Source organism: Microbacterium trichothecenolyticum (assembly GCF_030818955.1).
GTDB classification, from domain to species: Bacteria; Actinomycetota; Actinomycetes; order Actinomycetales; family Microbacteriaceae; genus Microbacterium; species Microbacterium trichothecenolyticum_B.
Window position 1 is genome coordinate 376,970 of record NZ_JAUTBF010000001.1, and the last position, 20,148, is coordinate 397,117.

The 20,148-nt window shown below is 71.4% G+C and carries 21 protein-coding genes and 1 pseudogene; 10 read left to right on the top strand and 12 right to left on the bottom strand.

Going from position 1 to position 20,148, the window contains the following annotated elements; translation table 11 throughout:
• Nucleotides 1–42: 42 nt before the first annotated feature.
• Nucleotides 43–804 carry a dimethylargininase gene (gene ddaH, locus QE412_RS01740; protein ID WP_307479384.1) on the top strand — a complete coding sequence of 254 codons (762 nt, stop codon included), beginning with the start codon at nucleotides 43–45 and terminating at the stop codon, nucleotides 802–804.
• A 109-nt stretch (nucleotides 805–913) separates the two neighbouring features.
• Here ddaH and dapD read toward each other — a convergent pair.
• A pseudogene (gene dapD / locus QE412_RS01745) lies at nucleotides 914–1,835 on the bottom strand (2,3,4,5-tetrahydropyridine-2,6-dicarboxylate N-succinyltransferase).
• Nucleotides 1,836–1,878: 43 nt separating this feature from the next.
• Here dapD and dapE point away from each other — a divergent pair.
• The 3 genes from dapE (at nucleotide 1,879) to QE412_RS01760 (ending at nucleotide 4,437) form a co-directional block, all read left to right on the top strand.
• Nucleotides 1,879–2,955: a succinyl-diaminopimelate desuccinylase gene (gene dapE / locus QE412_RS01750; RefSeq protein WP_307479386.1), complete on the top strand. Its 1,077-nt coding sequence runs from the start codon at nucleotides 1,879–1,881 to the stop codon at nucleotides 2,953–2,955.
• Nucleotides 2,937–4,175: a hypothetical protein gene (locus QE412_RS01755; RefSeq protein WP_307479389.1), complete on the top strand. Its 1,239-nt coding sequence runs from the start codon at nucleotides 2,937–2,939 to the stop codon at nucleotides 4,173–4,175. The genes dapE and QE412_RS01755 overlap by 19 nt, the downstream gene beginning before the upstream one ends.
• Nucleotides 4,176–4,266: 91 nt before the next feature.
• Complete coding sequence (locus QE412_RS01760) at nucleotides 4,267–4,437, top strand: DUF3117 domain-containing protein (RefSeq protein WP_074615842.1); 171 nt, start codon at nucleotides 4,267–4,269, stop codon at nucleotides 4,435–4,437.
• Nucleotides 4,438–4,498: 61 nt separating this feature from the next.
• Here the strand turns inward: QE412_RS01760 and QE412_RS01765 are convergent, their stop codons facing one another.
• Complete coding sequence (locus tag QE412_RS01765; protein ID WP_307479392.1) at nucleotides 4,499–5,137, bottom strand: O-methyltransferase; 639 nt, start codon at nucleotides 5,135–5,137, stop codon at nucleotides 4,499–4,501.
• Between the two features lie 71 nt (nucleotides 5,138–5,208).
• On the opposite strand from QE412_RS01765, the gene QE412_RS01770 reads away from it, so the two are divergent.
• Nucleotides 5,209–5,580 (top strand): Sec-independent protein translocase TatB, encoded by a 372-nt coding sequence (locus QE412_RS01770; protein ID WP_307479395.1) that lies wholly within the window; start codon nucleotides 5,209–5,211, stop codon nucleotides 5,578–5,580.
• 201 nt (nucleotides 5,581–5,781) lie between these two features.
• Here the strand turns inward: QE412_RS01770 and QE412_RS01775 are convergent, their stop codons facing one another.
• The 3 genes from QE412_RS01775 to QE412_RS01785 are packed head-to-tail and all read right to left on the bottom strand — an operon-like array spanning nucleotide 5,782 to nucleotide 8,815.
• The gene (locus QE412_RS01775) at nucleotides 5,782–6,930 is read right to left on the bottom strand and encodes an Mrp/NBP35 family ATP-binding protein (RefSeq protein ID WP_307479398.1); all 1,149 of its coding nucleotides are present in this window, start codon (nucleotides 6,928–6,930) and stop codon (nucleotides 5,782–5,784) included.
• Nucleotides 6,927–7,496, bottom strand: coding sequence for a DUF1003 domain-containing protein (locus tag QE412_RS01780; RefSeq protein ID WP_307479401.1), 570 nt, complete (start codon nucleotides 7,494–7,496; stop codon nucleotides 6,927–6,929). Before QE412_RS01780 ends, QE412_RS01775 begins: the two co-directional genes overlap by 4 nt.
• The gene (locus QE412_RS01785; RefSeq protein WP_307479404.1) at nucleotides 7,496–8,815 is read right to left on the bottom strand and encodes a magnesium transporter; all 1,320 of its coding nucleotides are present in this window, start codon (nucleotides 8,813–8,815) and stop codon (nucleotides 7,496–7,498) included. Before QE412_RS01785 ends, QE412_RS01780 begins: the two co-directional genes overlap by 1 nt.
• Before the next feature lie 72 nt (nucleotides 8,816–8,887).
• Here QE412_RS01785 and QE412_RS01790 point away from each other — a divergent pair, with 72 nt between their 5' ends.
• Nucleotides 8,888–9,637, top strand: coding sequence for a general stress protein (locus tag QE412_RS01790; RefSeq protein WP_307479407.1), 750 nt, complete (start codon nucleotides 8,888–8,890; stop codon nucleotides 9,635–9,637).
• Nucleotides 9,634–10,308 carry an alpha/beta hydrolase family protein gene (locus QE412_RS01795; protein ID WP_307479410.1) on the top strand — a complete coding sequence of 225 codons (675 nt, stop codon included), beginning with the start codon at nucleotides 9,634–9,636 and terminating at the stop codon, nucleotides 10,306–10,308. Before QE412_RS01790 ends, QE412_RS01795 begins: the two co-directional genes overlap by 4 nt.
• Nucleotides 10,309–10,368: 60 nt before the next feature.
• Here the strand turns inward: QE412_RS01795 and QE412_RS01800 are convergent, their stop codons facing one another.
• The 4 genes from QE412_RS01800 to QE412_RS01815 form a co-directional block, all read right to left on the bottom strand.
• Nucleotides 10,369–12,150: a gamma-glutamyltransferase family protein gene (locus QE412_RS01800; protein ID WP_307486974.1), complete on the bottom strand. Its 1,782-nt coding sequence runs from the start codon at nucleotides 12,148–12,150 to the stop codon at nucleotides 10,369–10,371.
• Nucleotides 12,147–13,628 (bottom strand): aminopeptidase P family protein, encoded by a 1,482-nt coding sequence (locus QE412_RS01805; protein WP_307479413.1) that lies wholly within the window; start codon nucleotides 13,626–13,628, stop codon nucleotides 12,147–12,149. The genes QE412_RS01800 and QE412_RS01805 overlap by 4 nt, the downstream gene beginning before the upstream one ends.
• 171 nt (nucleotides 13,629–13,799) lie before the next feature.
• Complete coding sequence (locus QE412_RS01810) at nucleotides 13,800–14,513, bottom strand: endonuclease/exonuclease/phosphatase family protein (RefSeq protein WP_307479416.1); 714 nt, start codon at nucleotides 14,511–14,513, stop codon at nucleotides 13,800–13,802.
• Nucleotides 14,422–14,832 carry a hypothetical protein gene (locus QE412_RS01815; protein ID WP_307479419.1) on the bottom strand — a complete coding sequence of 137 codons (411 nt, stop codon included), beginning with the start codon at nucleotides 14,830–14,832 and terminating at the stop codon, nucleotides 14,422–14,424. The genes QE412_RS01810 and QE412_RS01815 overlap by 92 nt, the downstream gene beginning before the upstream one ends.
• A 130-nt stretch (nucleotides 14,833–14,962) precedes the next feature.
• Between QE412_RS01815 and QE412_RS01820 the strand changes: the two genes are divergently transcribed.
• On the top strand, nucleotides 14,963–15,823 hold the full coding sequence (locus tag QE412_RS01820; RefSeq protein WP_307479423.1) for a PHP domain-containing protein: 861 nt from the start codon (nucleotides 14,963–14,965) through the stop codon (nucleotides 15,821–15,823).
• Nucleotides 15,824–15,984: 161 nt separating this feature from the next.
• Here the strand turns inward: QE412_RS01820 and QE412_RS01825 are convergent, their stop codons facing one another.
• Complete coding sequence (locus QE412_RS01825; RefSeq protein WP_307479426.1) at nucleotides 15,985–17,451, bottom strand: DEAD/DEAH box helicase; 1,467 nt, start codon at nucleotides 17,449–17,451, stop codon at nucleotides 15,985–15,987.
• Between the two features lie 240 nt (nucleotides 17,452–17,691).
• Between QE412_RS01825 and QE412_RS01830 the strand changes: the two genes are divergently transcribed.
• Both QE412_RS01830 and QE412_RS01835 read left to right on the top strand, forming a co-directional pair.
• Nucleotides 17,692–18,663 carry an IS481 family transposase gene (locus QE412_RS01830; RefSeq protein WP_307479428.1) on the top strand — a complete coding sequence of 324 codons (972 nt, stop codon included), beginning with the start codon at nucleotides 17,692–17,694 and terminating at the stop codon, nucleotides 18,661–18,663.
• A gap of 9 nt (nucleotides 18,664–18,672) precedes the next feature.
• Nucleotides 18,673–19,389, top strand: a complete 717-nt coding sequence (locus QE412_RS01835; RefSeq protein WP_307479430.1) for a ferritin-like fold-containing protein — start codon at nucleotides 18,673–18,675, stop codon at nucleotides 19,387–19,389.
• Between the two features lie 101 nt (nucleotides 19,390–19,490).
• On the opposite strand, the gene QE412_RS01840 is transcribed toward QE412_RS01835, so the two are convergent.
• Together QE412_RS01840 and QE412_RS01845 are read right to left on the bottom strand one after the other, a co-directional pair.
• The gene (locus QE412_RS01840; RefSeq protein ID WP_307479432.1) at nucleotides 19,491–19,778 is read right to left on the bottom strand and encodes a hypothetical protein; all 288 of its coding nucleotides are present in this window, start codon (nucleotides 19,776–19,778) and stop codon (nucleotides 19,491–19,493) included.
• A gap of 10 nt (nucleotides 19,779–19,788) precedes the next feature.
• Nucleotides 19,789–20,013, bottom strand: coding sequence for a DUF3107 domain-containing protein (locus QE412_RS01845; protein WP_307479436.1), 225 nt, complete (start codon nucleotides 20,011–20,013; stop codon nucleotides 19,789–19,791).
• Between the last annotated feature and the right edge of the window lie 135 nt (nucleotides 20,014–20,148).

A 20,148-nucleotide genomic window follows, 5' to 3' on the forward strand; every position in this document is an offset into this window, starting at 1 on the left:
GGGCTGCGACGGCGTCGCCTCGACTCTCGATAGGGTCGGGACATGTCGCGCTTGTTCGTCCGCCGCCCCTCGCCGCTGCTCGCCGAAGGCGAGCTCACCCACCTCGACCGCGTGCCGGTCGACGCCTCCCTCGCCCTCGCCCAGTGGCGTGCCTACGTCGACGCGTTCCGCTCCCGCGGGTGGGACATCGTCGAGATCGCCCCCGCCGACGATCAGCCCGACGGCGTCTTCGTCGAGGACGCGGTCGTGATGTTCGGCGACGTCGCGGTGCTGTGCCGGGCCGGGGCCGACTCCCGTCGCGGCGAGGCGTCGAGCGTGCGCGCCGGGGTCGTGGCATCCGGGATCGAGCTGGTCGAGATCGTCGAACCCGGCACGCTCGACGGCGGCGACGTGCTGAAGGTCGGGCGCACCGTGTACGTCGGTGCATCATCGCGGACCAACGCCGCGGGCATCGCCCAGCTGCGCGCGCTGCTCGAGCCGCGCGGATGGGAGGTGCGCGAGATTCCGGTGACGAAGGTGCTGCACCTCAAGTCGGGGGTGACCGCACTACCCGACGGCACGGTGGTGGGATTCGAGCCGCTCGTCGACGACCCGGCGCTGTTCCCGGCGTTCGCGGGCGTTCCCGAGGAGCATGGCACGGCCGTCGTGGTGCTCGACGAAGGCACGGTGCTGATGTCGGCGGATGCCCCCGAGACGGCCGCGGCGCATCGTGCGCGAGGACTCGAGGTCGTCACGGTCGACGTGAGCGAGTTCGAGAAGCTCGAGGGCTGCGTCACGTGCCTGTCGGTGCGGGTGCGCGACTGAGCCGGGCGTCGGGTCCCTCGGCATCCTCACGCATAAACGCGATCCGCGCGCAGAAACGCGAGGAGAGCGCGTTTACACGCGCACAGAGCGTTTATGCGTGAGGGGCGCCTCAGGCGTGCAGCGCCTCGTTCAGCGTCACTCCGACGCCGGCGCGCGCAGACGCCTCGACGGCACCGGTGAGGGAGTTGCGACGGAACAGGATGCCGTTGCGACCCCGAGAGCTCGCCGGCCTTGACCGTCTCGTCGCCCACGCGCACCTTCGTGCCGGCCGTGACGTACAGGCCCGCCTCGACGACGCAGTCGTCACCGAGCGAGATGCCGATGCCGGCGTTCGCCCCCAGCAGCGTGCGCGCGCCGATCGAGACGCGGTGCGTGCCGCCGCCGGAGAGGGTTCCCATGATCGAGGCGCCACCGCCGATGTCGGTGCCGTCGCCGATCACCACGCCTTGCGACACGCGTCCCTCGATCATCGAGGCGCCGAGCGTGCCGGCGTTGAAGTTGACGAAGCCCTCGTGCATCACGGTCGTCCCGGGGGAGAGGTGGGCGCCGAGGCGCACGCGCGAGGCGTCGGCGATGCGCACGCCCGCGGGAAGCACGTAGTCGGTGAGGCGCGGGAATTTGTCGAGACCCTGGAGCTGGATGCCGTGGCGCTTCAGCTGCGGCAGGAGTCGGGCCGCGTCGTCGGGGTGCATCGGCCCGGCGTTGGTCCACGCCACGTTGGGGAGGTGCCCGAAGATGCCGTCGAGGTTGATCTCGTTGGGGCGCACGAGCAGGTGCGACAGCGCGTGGAGGCGCAGGTACGCGTCGGCGGTGGAGGTGGGCGCCGCGTCTGCGTCGATGGTCAATGCGATCGCCTCGACGACGACGCCGCGACGCTCATCGGCGCCGGCTGACGCCTGGAGCGTCGCCCTTTCGGCATCCAGGTCTTCTCCTGCGCCCAGGACCGGCGTCGGGAACCAGGCGTCGAGGACCGTCCCTCCCGTGGTGCGCGTGGAGAGGCCGGCAGCGCTGATGCGTCGTTCGTTGCTCACCGCTCCAGGGTAGCGGCGACCTCGCCTGTGGGAGGATCGGGGCATGCCCGGCCTCGACCTCACCTCCTCGTCCGCCGACCTCACGCGCGCGATCTGCGACATCGCCAGCGTCTCCGGCGATGAGACGACCCTCGCGGATGCCATCGAGGCCGCCGTCTCGTCCTACGACCACCTCGAGATCATCCGCGACGGAGACACGATCGTCGCCCGCACCGACCTCGGACGTGAGCGGCGCGTCGTGATCGCCGGGCACATCGACACCGTGCCCATCAACGGCAACCTGCCCGTCGAGAACCGCGAGGTCGACGGCGAGGCGTTCCTGTGGGGACGTGGCACCGTCGACATGAAGGCGGGCGTCGCCGTCCAGCTCAAGCTCGCCGCGGAGCTGGTCGCACCCCCCGTCGACATCACGTGGATGTGGTACGACCACGAAGAGGTCGACTCGTCGCTGAACGGCCTCGGCCGCCTCGCGCGCAATCGGCCCGACCTGTTCGCCGGCGACTTCGCGATCCTCGGCGAACCGAGCAACGGCGAAGTCGAGGGCGGCTGCAACGGCACACTCCGCGCCACCATCCGCACCGACGGCGTGCGCGCGCACAGCGCGCGGTCGTGGATCGGTGAGAACGCGATCCACAAGGCCGCTCCGATCCTCGCCCGCCTGGCCGAGTACCACGCGCGCACGATCTCGGTCGAAGGACTCGACTATCGCGAGGGGCTGAACGCCGTGCGCATCACCGGCGGTGTCGCTGGCAACGTCATCCCCGACGCGTGCGAGGTCGAGGTCAATTACCGCTTCGCACCGAGTCGCGATGCCGCCGCCGCCGAACGGGTCGTCCGCGACGTGTTCACCGGCTTCGACATCGAGATCGTCGATGTCGCCGAGGGGGCGCGTCCCGGGCTGGATGCGCCACTCGCGCAGGAGTTCGTCACGGCGGTCGGGGCGACTCCCCAGCCGAAGTACGGGTGGACCGACGTGGCGCGCTTCTCGGCCCTCGGAATCCCCGCCGTCAACTACGGCCCCGGCGACCCCCACCTCGCCCACCACGACGAGGAGCGCGTCCCGCTCGCGCAGATCGAGGCCGTGGAGCAGGGCTTGCGCGCGTGGTTGAGCGGGTCGTGACGACCGAGGCCACGGCATCCTCTCTGATCCGCCCGTGGGGGCGCCTGCCCGTCGCTGCGCGGATCGCGATCGTCTACGTCGCGGCCCGCGTGGTCACGACCGGCTTCTTCGTCCTCGCGTCATCGCTGTCGGGGCCGGGATCCCGCTACGGCGTGGCTCCCTCGCTCGGCCAGCTGGCCCTGGGGTGGGATGCACAGTGGTACTGGCTCGCGGCCGTCTCGGGGTACCCGGCGCAGCTGCCGCTCGCCGCCGGCGGGCATGTCGCCGAGAACGCCTGGGCCTTCATGCCCCTGTACGCCTACCTGTCGGCGGGGATCGGTGCGCTGCTCGGATCCTGGGGCGCCGGGGCGGTCGCGGTCTCGCTGGCGGCGGGGTACGGCGCCTGCGTGGCGTTGCACGCGCTGCTGCGTGAGCGCATCGGCGCGTCGGCGGCCCTGTGGGCGGTGGCGTTCTTCGCGTGCGGTCCGCTCGCGGCGCTCTTCCAAGTGGGATACGCCGAGTCGCTCTTCCTGTTCCTGCTCTTCCTCGCCCTGCGGTGCGTGCAGCGGCGCCGGTGGGGATGGCTGTATCTCCTGATTCCCGCGATGGGGTTCACGCGCCCCGGGATCCTGGCGTTCGCGCTGTTCCTCGGTCTCTATGGCATCCACCGGTTCCGACGTCGCAGCGTCGACGCCCTCCCCGTGCGAGACATCGCCCACGTCATCGCCCTGGGCGGCGTGGCCGTGATCGTGGGCTTCGCGTGGCAGGCGATCGCGGCGATCGTCACCGGTGACTCGGGCGCCTACCTCGCCACCGAGCTCGCGTGGCGGCGCAACTGGCTGGGCGACAGCGGAGCGCATTTCGTCCCCGTGGAGGGCTTCGTACAGGCGGCGGGCTTCTGGTTCACGCAGTGGGGCCTCGGTGCCGTCGCGGGATATGTCTTCCTCGCCGTGCTCGTCGGGGCCGTGGTCGCGGCGTTGCTGCTGCTTCCGCAGGTGAAGCGCCTCGGCATCGAGGTGCGACTGTGGTCGGCGAGCTATCTCGTCTACCTGCTGCTGGTCTTCTTCCCGCAGTCGAGCATCTTCCGGCTGCTCGTGCCGATCTCGCCGCTGTGGGGAGCTTTCGCCGTGCCGAGGTCGCGGGCATGGCGTCTCGGCGTGCTGGCCGTGTCCCTTCTCGGCCAGTGGTGGTGGATCTACAACATGTACGCGCTGGCGAACACGTATTGGCAGATTCCCTGAGCCCAGGTGACGCCGTGGGGCGCTCGATACGACGCCCGAGGCGCGTTGCCGGTAAACTCGTCGCGAGACCAACGAGGAAAAGGGGGCCGCGATGGCAGCCATGAAGCCGAGAACCGGAGACGGGCCGATGGAGGCCGTGAAGGAGGGCCGGTTGATCATCGTGCGCGTGCCGCTCGAGGGTGGCGGGCGTCTCGTCGTCTCGGTGAACGACGCCGAAGCGAAAGAGCTCTACGACGTGCTCGGCGGTGTCGTCACCGCGTGACGACCCTCGAGAACGAAGGCCGGTCCCTCGGGGGACCGGCCTTCGTCGTAAGGTCGCGTGCTCAGGCGTCGGCGGGGCGCGTCGTCAGTTGAAGCAGGCCCTCGCCGGTGGTCGACAGCGCACCGATGACCGCGGGGGAGGACTGCACCTCCTGGATGAGCGAGCGGTAGGCCGTGGTCACGGCGTCGCGCCGCACCGGGTCGGCCACCGCCCCGCCGGCCAGCACACGGGGAATGAGCACGGTTCCACCGGCGCGAACCAGGCGCAGACCGTGCTCGACGTATTCGATGACACCCTCGGGATCGGCGTCGATGAAGACGATGTCGTACGATGCCTCGTTCATGCGGGGCAGGACATCGGAGGCCCGCCCGGTGATGAAGCGGGCGCGGGCTGCCGGCACGCGGGCCTCGGCGAAGGCGGCGCGCGCGGCGCCCAAGTGCTCGGGCTCGCTGTCGATGGTCGTGATCGTGGCACGCGGCGAGCCATGCAGCAGCCACAGTCCCGACACACCGCCGCCGGTGCCCACTTCGACGATGTTCAGGGCGCGGGACGCGGCCGACAGCACGGCCGCCTGCGCACCGACCGCGGGGCTGACGGGGGCCGCCCCCAACTCGAGTGCGTGCGCCCGGGCGCGGGCGATGTGCTCCGGCTCGACCGTCGACTCCTGTACGAACCGCTCGTTCGCCTCATAACCGCTCACGTGGACCTCCTCGCCCAGGCTAGACGGCTCGAGCGCACTCGCCCCCCAGGCGCGGCCGGTAATCTGGACCCATGTTCTTCGGCCTCACGATCGAGAAGCTGATGCTGATCGGCGTGATCGCGGCCGTGATCGTCGGCCCCGAGCGGCTGCCGCGGTACGCCGAAGCCCTCGCGAGATTCACCAAGCGCGCGAAAGAGACCCTGCAGGGTGCCCGTACGCGCATGCGCGACGAGATGGGCCCCGAGTTCGACGACGTCGACTGGAAGAAGCTCGACCCGCGCCAATACGACCCGCGTCGCATCATCCGCGAGGCGCTTCTCGACGACACCCCCACCGCCACCATGCGGGCGGCAGGGGCCGCGGCGATGGTCGCGCGCGAGAAGACCACGGTTCCGCCGTTCGCCCCGGGAGAGCGGCCGCCGTTCGACGACGAAGCGACCTGACCGCGGTGCGGCCCGCGCGGTTGCATGCGGGGCGCTGAGCCTCGGTGGGGTCGTGGACGCGTGCCGTGGGGCGGAGTTCGGTGGCGACACGCCGGGTGCCGTGGGGTGGGCGCGGCGTGTCGGGGGTGGCATCCGCACGACGGCGCGGGTCGCGGCCTTTCGTATGACGATGACGGCGCCGACCGCGCCCGCGAAGCGCCCTCAGACGCCGAGGCGCAGGGGCTTGCCGGCCAGGCCGCGCGGACGCACGGCCAGGGCGGCGGCTGCGGCGTCGATCGCGCGCGCGGCCGGGTCGTCGGGGTGGGCGAGGACCACGGGTCGGCCGTCGTCGCCGCCCGTGCGCAGCGCGGGGCTGAGCGGCACGGATGCCAGCAGGGGCACGTCGGCGTCGTCGCCCGACAGGGCGCGGGCCACGGCCTCGCCGCCGCCGGCACCGAACAGGTCGAGCACGGTTCCGTCGGGGAGGGTCATCGGGGCCATGTTCTCGATCACACCGATGGGCCGCTGGCCCGTCTGGCGGGCCACGAGTCCCGAGCGCACCGCCACGTCGGCCGCGGCGGCCTGGGGGGTGGTCACCACGAGCACGTCGGCGTGCGGAAGCAGCTGCCCCACCGAGATCGCCACGTCGCCGGTTCCCGGCGGCATGTCGAGCAGAAGCACGTCGAGGTCGCCGAAGAAGACGTCGGTGAGGAACTGCTGCACCGTGCGGTGCAGCATCGGGCCGCGCCACGCGACCGCCCCCGCGGCATCTTCGCCCGGGCGGCGCAGGAACATCCCGATCGAGATGACCTTCACGTCGTAGGCCACGGGCGGCAGGATCAGGTCGTCGAGCCGGGTCGGGGCCGGGGGCAGCCCGTCGGCGTCGACCAGCCCGAGCAGACCCGGGATCGAGAAGCCGTGCACGTCGGCATCCACGAGCCCCACCCGCAGGCCACGCGCCGCCAGGGCGACCGCGAGGTTCGCGGTCACCGTCGACTTGCCGACCCCGCCCTTGCCGCTGGTCACAGCGATCACGCGGGTGAGCGAATCGGGGCCGAAGGGCATCTCGCGTGCGGCCCGCCCGCCGCGGAGCTTCTCTGTCAGCGCCCGGCGCTCGTCGGGCGACATGACGCCGACTCGCACCTCGACCGCGTCGATCCCGGCGACCGAGGCCGCGGCATCCCGCACGTCGCGCTCGATGCGCTCGGCAGCGGGACACCCGACGATCGTGAGGGCGATGCCCACATCGGCCCTCGCACCGTGCACGTCGATTTCGCGCACCATGTCGAGCTCGCCGAGGGGACGGCGCAACTCGGGATCGGTGACGGCGGCGACGGCCGCGCGGACCCGCTCGGCGAGCTCGAGCGTCACGGTGTCGCCCGGGAGGAGTCGTCGCGCGTCTCGGCTCGATGGGCGGAGGAACGAGAGTGCTCGTCGTGGTCGTCGAGCCGCTCGAGTGCGGCCTTGAGCTCGGCGCGCAGGGTGTCTTTCGTGATGACCTCGTCGGTGAGGTCGCGCACGGCCATGCGCAGCGCCACGATCTCGCGAGCCAGGTACTCGGTGTCGGCGAGGTTGCGCTCGGCGCGCTGACGATCCTGCTCGATCTGCACGCGGTCGCGGTCGTCCTGACGGTTCTGCGCGAGCAGGATGAGAGGCGCGGCGTACGACGCCTGCAGCGAGAGCACGAGGGTGAGTGCCGTGAAGCCGATCGCGGCGGAGTCGAAACGCCAATCGTCGGGGGCGATGGAGTTCCAGCCCATCCACACCACGCAGAACAGCGTCAGCATGAGGAGGAAGACGGGCGTGCCCATCGCGCGCGCCACCCACTCGGTGAAGCGCCCGAACCTGTCGCGCGAGGGCTGCGGCGCGCGAGGGGCGAGGACGCGAGCGCGACCGCGAGGCGCGTCGAGAGCGGGCTGGCGGTTGTTGCGAGCCATCAGCGCCTCCTCGTGGTCGGTGGGGTCTGGACGGGGATACTGCGGGTCGCGGTGGGTCTGAGCGTGGCCTTGGGCGCCGGATCGTCGCTGTCGTGCGTGCGCCAGTCGTCGGGCAGCAGGTAGTCGAGCACGTCGTCGACGCTGACGCAGCCGACAAGGCGGTGCGCCTGGTCGACCACGGGCAGCGAGACGAGGTTGTAGCTGGCGAGAAGGCGCGCGACCTCGGCCGCCGTCGCGTCGGCGGGGACCGGTTCGAGGGTGTCGTCGATGATCGCACCGAGACGCTCGTGCGGCGGGTAGCGAAGCATCCGCTGGAAGTGCACCGTGCCGAGCAGTCGCCCGGTGGGCGTCTCGTACGGGGGCAGGGTGATGAACACGGATGCCGCGAGCGCGGGGTGCAGCTCGTGGCGGCGGATGAGGGCCAGGGCCTCGGCCACCGTCGCGTCGGCCGAGAGCACGATGGGCTCGGGTGTCATGAGACCACCGGCGGTGTCGGGACCGTACTGCAGCAGCGCACGGACGTCGTCGGCCTCTTCGGGCTCCATGAGCTCGAGCAGCTGTTCGGAACGCGACTCGGGGAGCTGACCCAGGAGGTCGGCGGCGTCGTCGGGCTCCATGGCATCCAGGATGTCGGCGGCGCGCTCGTCGCCGAGCTGCTCGAGGATGTGCACCTGCTCGTCTTCGGGCATCTCTTCGAGGGCGTCGGCCAGGCGGTCGTCGCTGAGCTCTTCGGCGACCTCGATGAGGCGCTCCTCGGGCAGGTCGAGGAGGGTGTTGGCGAGGTCGGCGGGCTTGAGCTCGGAGTAGGTCGCCACCAGCTGCTCGGCGGACTGCGCCTCGCCGGGGGTCTGGTTCTCGCGCACCTCGCTCCACGCGGCGAAGGTGGTCGCGCCCTTGGCGAACGGGGAGGCGCTCGTGCGCGGTCGGCGCAGGAACAGCTGACCCACATCCCATTCGCCCAGTCGGTTCCGCTCGATCGCGACGTCTTCGATGACGGCGGTGCCCGAGCCATCGTTGAGACGGACGCGGCGGCCGAGCATCTCGGCCATGACGCGCACCTCGCCGCCGCGCTGCTGGAAGCGGCGCACGTTGATGAGACCGGTGGTGATGACCTGACCGGCCTGGATCGAGGTGACGCGTCCGATGGACACGAACACATGTCGGCGCCCGGGAATCTCGATGACGAGGCCCACGACGCGCGGCGCAGCCGACGCGCGGTAGATCACCACGACGTCACGCACCTTCCCCAGACGGTCTCCCGCCGGGTCGAACACCGTGCAGCCCGCCAAGCGGGCGACGAAAACCCTTTGCGTGCTCACCGGTCCAGCGTAGTCCGCAGGTCGTGTGCGCGACCTCGGGAATGCCCCAGCCGCACGTGACAGGATGGTGAAATGAGTATGTTCGCGCAGCGTCCCGGTGCCGGTCGCGACGAGGTCGGCGAGAAGATCGCCTCGTTCCCGACCTACGAGCAGGCGCAGGGGGCCGTGTCGTCGTTGATCGGTACCGAGGTGCCCGCGCGCGACATCGCGATCGTGGGCTCGGGGCTGCGCTCGATCGAACGGATCACCGGCAAGCTCGGCTACGCCACCGCGGCGCGGTCGGGGGCGCTGAACGGGCTCATGCTCGGCCTGCTGTTCGCCTTCATCTTCGTGCTCGGCACGCCCACCGTGCAGATCTCGGCCTTCGTCGGCGTGCTGCTGGTCGGCATGGCCATCGGGATGCTGCTGAGCCTCGGCACGTACTCGATCGTGCGCCGTCGCCGGGACTTCGCCTCGGTGATGCAGGTCACGGCCGATCACTACGACGTGTGCGTGGCCGCCGGCAGTGTGCAAAAGGCCCGCGGTGTGCTCGGTACCGCCGGCGCGCGCACGGTCGTCTCGCGACCGGCTGCGGAACCGACCTCGCCTCCGCGGTTCGGCGAACGCGTCGCTCCCGGCGCGAGCACCCCCACCGCGCCTCCGCGTCCGCCGGCCCCGCGGCCCGCGCCCACCGACGACGAGCCGCCGCGGTATGGCGAGCGCATCGCGCCGGTCCCACCGCGCGAAGACCCGGCACCGCCGCGCGACGACGCGTCCCGTGTCGACGGCGACGCCTCGGGCGAGACGCCCGCGGACGGCCCCTCGGCACCGACCGAGCGGTGAGCGCCGTACCCGTCCGCATCCCCGTCACGCTACCGACGGGCTCGGGCTCGGGCGGGGTTTCGGGCCTGTGGTCGCAGGCGTCTTCGTCGCGCGCGACCATCGCCCTCGCGCACGGCGCGGGTGCCGGCATGGAGCACCCGTTCCTCGCCGGCCTCGCCGACGCGCTGGTCGCCGAGGGCACGAGCGTGCTGCGTTTCATGTTCCCCTACGTCGAGGCCGGCCGACGGATGCCGGGACCCGCCGCCCACGCGGTCGCGACGTGGGCGGGGGTCGAGGCCTGGCTCGCCGCTGCGGTACCGGGCGCGTTCACGGCGGTGGGCAAGTCGTACGGCGGGCGGATGGCATCCGTGGCCACCGCTGCGGGGGCGCTGACGCCGGAGCGTCTGATCTACCTCGGGTATCCGTTGCACCCGCCGGGGCGCCCCGACAAGCCTCGCGTCGCCCACTTGCCCACGATCGCCGTGCCGCAGCTGTTCGTCGAGGGCGAGAACGACCCGTTCATCCAGCCGCGCGAGCAGCTCGACGAGGCCGTGGCATCGTGTCGCGACGCGCGGGTGCACTGGGTCGCGGGCGCGAATCACTCGTTCGAGGTGAAGGGCGCTCGGCGCCCGCCCGAGGAGATCGGCGCGGGACTGGCACCGGTGGTCGCGGCATTCGCGTCGGGCTCGTGAGGTCAGCGCCGGGCCGGCGAGGTCAGCGTCCGGGTCGTGAGTTCGGCGTCGGGGCGTGAGTCAGCGTCCGGCGGCGTACCCCTGGGCGCCGCGCGGGTTGGCCGCGGCCCAGAGCAGCCCGTCGGCATCGCGCCCGACCGCGCTGACCCGCCCGAGCGCCCAGTCGCCGGCGCGGCGCACGCGGTGACCGCGCCGCTCGAGCTTGGTGATCAAGTCGTCGCCGATACGGTCCTCGACGACGGCCCCGGCGGGTGTCCAGCCGCGCGGCCAGAACGAGTCCGCGAGCGCCGTCGTGTGCAGAGTGGGGGCGTCGATCGCCTGCTGCGGTGAGTACGAGCCGACCAGCATGCGCAGAAGCACCGGCAGTTGCCACTGATCCTGCTGGTCGCCACCGGGGGACCCCATCGCGATGACCTCGTCACCGCGGCTGAGCAGGGTGGGCGTCAAGGTGGTGCGCGGTCGTCGACCGGGAACCAGGGATGCCGGATGCCCGGGCTGCAACCACGTCATCTGCAACCGGGTGCCCAGGCAGAATCCCAGCGAGGGCACCGTGGGCGAGGACTGCAGCCACCCGCCCGAGGGGGTGGCCGACACCACGTTGCCCCAGCGGTCGATCACGTCGATGTGCACCGTGTCGCCGCGCGTCTGGCCGGAGCGGTCGACGGTCGGCTCGCCCGTGGAGCCGGCGCCCACCCGGGCATCGGCGTCGAGCGGCGGGATGACGGGGGTGAGGCCCTCGGGGGAGCCCGGCCGCAACTCGGCGGACGCGTGCGCGCCGATCAGGCTGCGTCGCGCGTGCACATAGTCGTCGGCGAGCAGCGCTTCGACCCGGGCAGCCTCGTCGGCGTCGCCGAACCACGCGTCACGATCGGCGTACGCGAGCTTCTGCGCCTCGAGCAGAAGATGAGCCCCCTCGGGCGTGCCGGGATCGAGCCGCGCGTCGTCGGCCGGCTCGAGCAGACGCAGCACCTGCAGCAGCGCCGGGCCCTGCGACCAGACACCCGCCTTGTACACGTCCCACCCGCGGAATCGCGCCGTGACCGCCGGCTCGTACGACGCGCGCCACGACGCCAGGTCGTCGGCATCCAGGATGCCCGGATGATCCGTGCCGTCGGAGTGCCGGTGCGGGCTACGCACGAACGCCGCCGCCTCGGGCAGCACCACGCCCCACCAGTACTCGCGCGCCGCATCGATGCGGGCCGCACGGTCCGCCGCGCCGCCTCCCGCCGACACCAGGGCATCGAGCACACGGGCGTACGCCGGATTCCGCACGAGCGCGTCGGGCGCGGGCGCCGCGCCCATCGGCATCCACTGCTGCGCCGATGACGGCCAGTGCTCGCGGAACAGATCGGCGACACGCGCGATGGTCGCTGCCGCTCCCGCGACCAGGGGATGCCCGTCGCGCGCGTAGCCGATCGCGAAAGCGAGCACGTCGGCCACCTCCCACGTGCCGTGCTCGCGCAGCAGCAGCAGCCACGCGTCGACGGCCCCCGGTACGGTCGCTGCCAGGGCGCCCGCCCCCGGCACGAGGTCGAGACCGCGATCGCGGAAGTGCTCGATGGTCGCGGCCGCGGGAGCCGGACCCTGACCCATCAGCACGACCGGCTCCCTCGCACCGGCCGGGCGCACGAGGCCGACGAGATCGCCCCCGGGACCGTTCAGGTGCGGCTCGACGACGTGCAGCACGAAGGCGGCCGCCGTGGCGGCATCGAACGCGTTGCCGCCGCGCTCGAGCACCGCCTGCGCGGTGGCCGTGGCCGTCCAGTGCGTGGAGGCCGCCATGCCGAACGTCCCCCGCAGGGTAGGACGGGTGAGGAAGGATGCCGGTGGGGTGAAGCTCATCGCGTCGACCGGGCGATCCACTCCTCGACCTCGTCAGCGGTGCGGGGGATGCCCGCGGAGAGGTTGACCGGTCCGTCGGAGGTCATGACGATGTCGTCCTCGATACGCGCACCGATACCGCGGTACTCCTCCGGGACGGTCAGATCGTCGATCTGGAAGTACAGTCCCGGCTCGATCGTGAAGACCATGCCGGGTTCGAGCAGACCGTCGTAGTACATGTCGCGGCGCGCCTGCGCGCAGTCGTGCACGTCGAGACCGAGATGATGGCTCGTCCCGTGCACCATGTACCGGCGGTGCTGGCCGCCCGTGTCGGCGTTCAGCGCCTCTTCGGCGGTCACGGGCAGCAGACCCCATTCGGCGACGCGGGCGGCGATGACCTCCATCGCGGCCTCGTGCAGGCGGCGGAACGGCACGCCCACCTCGGCGGCCGCGAACGCGGCATCGGCGGCCTCGCGCACCGTCTCGTAGATGCGGCGCTGCACGTCGGTGAAGCGACCCGATACGGGCAGGGTCCGGGTGATGTCGGCCGTGTAGAGGCTGTCGACCTCGGCACCGGCGTCGACGAGGATCAGGTCGCCCGGCTTCACCGCACCATCGTTGCGGGTCCAGTGCAGGTAGCACGCGTGCGGCCCGGATGCCGCGATCGTGTCGTAGCCGACCGCGTTGCCGTCGGAGCGGGCACGCTGGTGGAACACGCCCTCGACGATGCGCTCGCCGCGGGGGTGCGCGATGATGCGGGGGAGTTCGGCGACGATGTCGTCGAAGCCGCGGCCGGTCACCTCGACGGCGAGGGCCAGCTGGGCGAGCTCGTACTCGTCTTTGACCAGGCGCAGCTCCGACACGAATCGCGTGACCTCGTCGTCGTCGCCGAGGGTCAGGTCGCCGTCGCGGGGCGCGAAGTCGTCGAGGTGGGCGGTCTCGATCGCCAGGTCGGCGGCGACGCCGTCGAGCGCGGGGCGGGGACCGATCCAGAACTCGCCGATCGTGGCATCCGAGTAGAACTCCGCCGTGGTGCGGTCGGCGCGCTCGCGGAAGTACAGCACCGCTTCGTGACCCTCGTCGCGCGGCTCGAACACCAGCACCGAGTCGGGCTCGGCGTCGGCGCCCCACCCTGTCAAGTGCGCGAAGGCGGAGTGGGCGCGGAACGGGTAGTCGGTGTCGTTGCTGCGCTGCTTCAGCCCACCGGCGGGAACGACCACGCGCCGGCCGGGAAAAGCGCGCGAGACCTGCGCGCGACGACGCGCCGCCCACGGTGCCTGCTCGCGCGCGGGCGGAAGCACCTCGGGATGCTCGGCCCACCCGGTCGAGATCGTGTCGAGGAAGCCGCGGGGGAACGGCGCCTTGCGATTGCTGGGCGCATCGGCGGGCTTGTGCGCGGGAGGCTGCTCGGTGCTCGACTGCTCCGCGCTCGCCAGGGGTTCGGCGCTCTGCGGCTCGGCGGTCTGCGTGGACGTGTCGCGGGTGGTGGAGGCATCCATCGTTCCAGTCTCGCACCGGTTCGGGCGGGACGCATGGATCCCGGCCCGCCGGGGGTCGTGCGGGTGGTCGGGCGTGCCGGGCTCCGGATGCTCGCGGCGGTGAACGGATCGGGCGCGCCGGGGTACCGGCATCCATCGACCGTCTCCGGAGCGCGGGACACGCCCGCCGACTCAGCCGGCGGTGCGCTCGAGCTGCACGACGATCGGGCGGTGATCGCTGCCCGACCCGTCGAGAGTGCGCATGACCACCGAGCCTGACACCGTCCAGTCAGGGGTCGCCATCACGTGATCGATGGGAGCGCCCAGCAGAGCCGGAGCATCGGTCGGCCACGTGCCGACGCTGCCGTTGCCGCTCTCGGACGCCGCGTCGTGGCAACGGCCGAGCGTCCCCCCGTCGATGCCCATCCCGGTCATGTGGTCGAGGGTGGCGTTGAAGTCCCCGGCGAGGATGACGTTGTCGCTCGCACACTGATCGGCCAGCCACTGCAGGTCGCTGCGCCACGACGACATGTATTCCTCCCGCGGCGCGACGGCGTGGGCGGCGACGATGATCGGCCCGTCGCCGGAGGTGGGCATGGCCACGGCGCTCGGAACCGTCGAGGTGTTGCTCGACCCGTCGAGCGAGGACTGGATGACGGAGTAATCGCCCAGCTCGGGGCGGATCAGGACGGTCGTGGAGGTGGCATCCCATCCGGTGATGCCGTACTCGCCGTACTCGGCATGATGCGCCCACATGGGCTGGCCCATGTCGCGCATGAGCTCGGCCACCCGGGCCCCCGTGTCGATCGTCGTCTCAGGGAGCGTGACGACATCGGCCTGCATGCCGACGGCGAACTGCGCGATCGTCTCGGCCGAGGTCGCCGAGCCCGCAGTGTTCCACGTCATGACCGCGCAGGCTCGTGTCGGTCTTGGCCGGCAGCGCCTCGGTGCCCATCCCGCGCTGCGTCACCACGGCGACGTTGACCCCGCCCGCCACCCCGAGCACCAGGGCGAGCGCGAGGGCGAGCGCGCGGATCGGGCGGATCAACGCGAAAAGCAGCATGAGCATCGTGAGCGCGACGAACACGGCCGTCAGCGGGGCACGGAACGAGATGATCTGCGCCAGCGGCAGCGTGCGCTCGAGGCCGAACGCCGAAGGCCACGTCAGCACCGCGGCACCCGCCGCCACGACGAGCACGACGATGAGACCGAACAGCCGACGCACGCACCCGACCCTAGGCGAGCCGTCTGAGAGATCGGCGGATGCGGGCAGGGTGCGGGCTGTGTCGTGGTGGTCGGGCCGGGATCGGGCCGCCGCCCGGCTCGGGCAGCGACGCGCGCGCTACGCTCGTCGAGTGCACCGCGATCGTCTGTTCCAGGGACCGAGCGATCTGCACCTGCACTCCACGCACTCGGACGGCACGGAGCCCCCGGCCGAGGTGATGGCGGCCGCGCACCGGCACGGTCTGCGCACCGCCGCCCTCACCGATCACGACACGACATCGGGATGGGCCGAGGCCGCACAGGCGGCGACGTCGCTCGGGATGACGTTCGTGCCCGGCATGGAGCTGTCGGCCCGGCACCGCTGGCGCAGCGTGCACCTCCTCGCGTACCTCGTCGACCCCGACCACGCGGGCCTGCGCGCAATGACAGATCGCATCCGTTCCTCGCGCCTGGATCGCGCGCAGATCATGGCCGAACGCATCTCGCACGACTACGACATCGCGTGGGACGACATCCTCGCCCAGACCGGTGACGGCGCGACCGTCGGGCGCCCGCATATCGCCGACGCGCTCGTCGCGCGCGGGATCGTCGCCGATCGCACCGAGGCGTTCGCCGGCATCCTGCATCCCGCGGGCGACTACTACGTTGCGCTGTACGCACCCGACCCGGTGACGGCGGTGGAACTGGTCGTCGCGGCCGGCGGGGTGCCGATCGTCGCGCACCCGGCGGGACGCGCCCTGCTGCCCGAGGGCGTGACCGAGACCATGCTCGCCGCAGGCCTCGCCGGTTTCGAACTCGGCCACCGCGAGAACCTGGCCGAGCCGACGGCGCTGCTCGCCGCACTCGCGGCGGAGCGCGACCTCATCGTCACCGGCTCGAGCGACTACCACGGGCTGGGCAAGCCCAACGTGCCGGGCGAGAACACCACCGCCGACGAGATGGTCGAGCGCATCTTCGCCCGCGGCCGCGGTTCGGCGCCGGTGTTCGCGTAGGCGGCGGGGCCGCGGGCACGCATAAACGCGATCGGCGCGCATAAACGCGTGTAGCGCGCGTTTATGTGCGTGGATGCCGTTCATGCGTCGTCAGGAGGTGTGGCGGCGAACGCGCGACGGCGCCGGCCCCGCAGGGACCAGCGCCGTCGGGAGTGAACGCGTCAGGCCACGGGGGCCGTCGGGGCGCCCGAGCTGCCGCCGCTGCGACGGCGGCGACGCCGGCGCGGTGCCGCGTTGCCGTCGTGGTGCTCCTTGCCGCTGCCGTCGTGGGTGCCGGCGCCGCCCTCGCTGCGCGGCGTTCCCGACGCCTCTGTACCCGCGCCGTTCGACGATCCGCCGCGACGGCGGCGACGGCGCGGCGAGCCCTCGCCCGCGGCATCCGTGCCCTCCGGCTTGTTCTCCTGCTTCGGCGCGACGGCCTTGGGCGCGACGGCCTTGGGGGCGGTCACCAGCCGGCCCTTGGTGCCCTCGGGGATGTCGAGGTCGGTGTACAGGTGCGGGCTCGACGAGTAGGTCTCGGTGGGCTCGGGCTGGCCGAACTCGAGGGCGCGGTTGATGAGCGCCCACTTGTGTACGTCGTCCCAGTCGACGAAGGTCACCGCGATGCCGGTGCGGCCCGCGCGACCCGTGCGGCCCGCGCGGTGCAGGTAGGTCTTCTCGTCGTCGGGGATCGTGTGGTTGATCACGTGTGTGACGTCGTTGACGTCGATGCCGCGGGCGGCGACGTCGGTGGCGATCAGCACGTCTTTCTTGCCGGCCTTGAACGCGGCCATGGATCGCTCGCGCGCCTCCTGGCTCATGTCGCCGTGGACCGCTGCGGCGTTGAAGCCGCGGTCGCCGAGCTCGTCGACGAGCTTCTGCGCGGCGCGCTTGGTGCGGGTGAAGATGACGGCCTTCTCGCGTCCCTCGGCCTGCAGGATGCGGGCGATGACCTCGTCCTTGTCGAGCGAGTGTGCCCGGTAGACGAGGTGCTTGATGTTGGCCTGCGTGAGACCCTCGTCGGGGTCGTTCGCGCGCATGTGGATGGGGTTCGACATGAAGCGGCGGGCCAGCGCGACGATGGGGCCGGGCATGGTCGCCGAGAACAGCTGCGTGTGACGCACGGCCGGGACCTTCGAGAAGATCTTCTCGATGTCGGCGAGGAAGCCGAGATCGAGCATCTTGTCGGCCTCGTCGAGCACGACCTCGGTCGCGTGCGACAGATCGAGCAGGCGCTGGTTGGCGAGATCGATGAGACGACCGGGCGTGCCGACGACGATCTGCGCGCCGGCCTTGAGCTGGTCGATCTGACCCTCGTACGCCTTGCCGCCGTAGATCGCGACGACGCTGGTGGAGCGGTTGCTCGTGAGCAAGTCCATGTCTTCGTAGACCTGGACGGCCAGCTCGCGCGTGGGGACCACGATGAGCGCCTTGACACCCGGCTCGGGGTTCGGGCCCAGGCGCTGCACCACGGGGATGCCGAAGCCGAACGTCTTGCCGGTACCGGTCTTGGCCTGACCGATGATGTCCTGGCCGGGGAGGCCGAGGGGGATCGTCTGCTCCTGGATGGGAAAGGCATCGACGATGCCCTTGGATGCCAGGGCATCGACGATGTCCTGATCGATGCCGAGCTCGGCGAATGTCGTCATGTGCGTGCCTGTTCCGGCGGCGAGAGACCGCCTGGGGAGTCGGATCCACGCCCTGACTCATCCACAGGCGCGGGGCCCCGATCCATCGCCGGGGCGTGTCCACTCTACCCGGCGTGTCTCGCGAGCCCCCTCGACGCCTAGGTGTTCTGACCTGGGTGGTTAGGGACGTAGATGTAGGTGAGGACCTTCTGGTGGAGTGGAGTCACCACAACTAACCGCTCCGAAACCAGAAGGTCCTCGATGTCCCACGCTAATGCTGTTCTCGCGCCCGCTGGAAGGTTGCGCCTTGCTCGTCTGATCGTTGATGAAGGGTGGCCGTTGCGCCGCGCCGCCGAGCGTTTCGGCGTCGGGGTGACCACCGCCGCCCGGTGGGCGTGCCGTTACCGTGAGGCCGGCGCGGCGGGGATGGCCGATCGTTCCTCCCGCCCGCGCGTGAACCCGAACCGCACTCGGGCCCGGGTGGAGCGGCGGGTGGTGAGCCTGCGGGTGTCGAGACGGTGGGGGCCGGCGCGTATCGCCGCGCAGCTGCGGTTGAATCGCTCCACCGTGCAGGCCATCCTGCGTCGCTACGGGTGTCCGCCGTTACGGTGGACCGACCCTGGCACCGGGGTGCGGATCAAGACCAGCCGCGCCGCCACGAACCGTTACGAAGCCGCCACCCCGGGCGATCTGGTCCACATGGATGTGAAGAAGCTCGGTCGTATCCCCGACGGCGGCGGGCACCGCATCCACGGACCCGCCCAGGGCAAACGCAACCGGGCCGGCAAAGGCCACGGGTACGCGTTCATCCACTCCGTCGTGGACGACCACACCCGGATGGCGTACTCCGAGATCCTGAGCGACGAACGCAAAGACACCGTCACCGCGTTCTGGACCCGCGCCCACGCCTGGTTCCAGGGCGCCGGCATCGAGGTAAAAGCCGTGATGACCGACAACGGAAACGGCTACCGCTCCCACCTGTTCCGCGACGCCCTCGGCCCCATCCGCCACATCCGCACCCGCCCATACCGGCCCCAGACGAACGGGAAAGTCGAACGCCTCAACCGCACCCTCCTCCAAGAATGGGCCTACGCCCGCGCATACAGATCAGAAACCGAACGCACCGCCGCATTCGCCCCCTGGCTCCATCACTACAATCACCACCGAACCCACACCGCCATCAACGGCACCCCCGCCTCACGCGTCCCCAACCTCCCCAGCCACAACACCTAGGCTGGGGGCGTGTTCGAGTGGTTGCGTCGTCGCCAGCGCCCGGTGGGCCGTACCCTGCAGCTGCGTTCGCGCGGAGATCTCGGCGACGCGATGCGCGTCGACTTCGCCGAGCTCGCGCCCGAGGTCGAGACCTTCCTCGGTCAGGCTGCCTACCTGCAACTGGGGTTCTTCGAGACCCTCAGCGAGCTGATCGCGCTGACACCCGAGCTCGCCGAGAAGGAGTCGCTCTCGCGGGCGGCGGGCGCGGCGCTCATCAAGCACCAGGAGCTCGTCGCTCTCATCCGCGAGCGCGGCGCCGACCCCACGCAACTCATGCTGCCCTTTCGCGAGTCGCTCGACGCCTTCCGCCGCAACACCCACGGGGTGCGGCCGCAGGAGACGATGCTCACCGTGCACATCACGGCCGGGATGCTCGACGATTTCTACCTCGCCCTGTCATCGAGCTACGGCGAGACCGGTCGCCGCGTCGCCCGTATTCTGCAGGCCGACGACGACCGGCAGGCGATCGTCGAGATCCTCGGCGCCGCGATCGAGAGCGACGAGGAGTGGCGATGGCTGCTCGCGCTGTGGGGCCGTCGTCTCGTGGGCGACACGCTGCTGGTCGCGCGCGCGGCTCTTCGCCACGGTCAGCTCGACCGCGACGAAGAAGCCAAGGTCGAACCCGTCTTCAGCGGGCTGATGGGCGCTCACGCGCGCCGCATGGATGCCATGGGCCTGGCGGCGTGATCTCGTTCGAGGACCGAGCGTCGCTCGCGCTCTGACGCGGGTTCGAACTCCGCCTCGCGCGTATGTGCGGCGGCGGCGAGCCGACGCGTCCTCGAGCGGTGTCAGAGGCCGAGGCGCGCCCGGTCGGCGGCGTCGTGGGACTGCCGCGCGCGGCTGAGCAGGGGCACGAGCAGGAACGTGGTGAGAGCGGGCGCGGCGACGGCGACGATCCACAGCACGGGGGAGTCGAGGCCCAGGCCGGCCCACGTGAGGGCGGTCCAGACCACGGCCGTGGCGGCGGCGCCCGCGAAAGGCGCGAGCGCCGCGCCGCGCAGTGCGCGGTGCGGCAGTGACGCGTGTGCGGCGAGGCCGACGACGGCCCCCAGGATCAGACCGAGCAGAATCTGCACGGGTGCCCGCTCAGGCGACGAAACCGACGCGGCGGGCCTCTTCGGTGCCCAGCTCGACGAACGCGAGATTGGCGGTGGGCACGAGGTAGGAGTTGCCCTTCACATCGGTGAACGTGACGTGGCTGGCGGAGTTGTCGAGGGCGGCGGCGACGGCCGACTTCACGGCGTCCGAGCTTTCGTTCGTCTCGAAGTTCAGCTCGCGGCCGGTGTTGGTGATGCCGATGCGGATCTCCACGATGCGTCCTTTCCCCGCGGGCCGCGGTCGGCCCGGCGCGTTCTTCGACTCTAGGGCAGCCCTCCGACACCGCGTCCCGCTCGGGGCGTCGCTTCGCGGATGGCGAACGCGGGCGCCCGCCGGCGATGTCGGAGG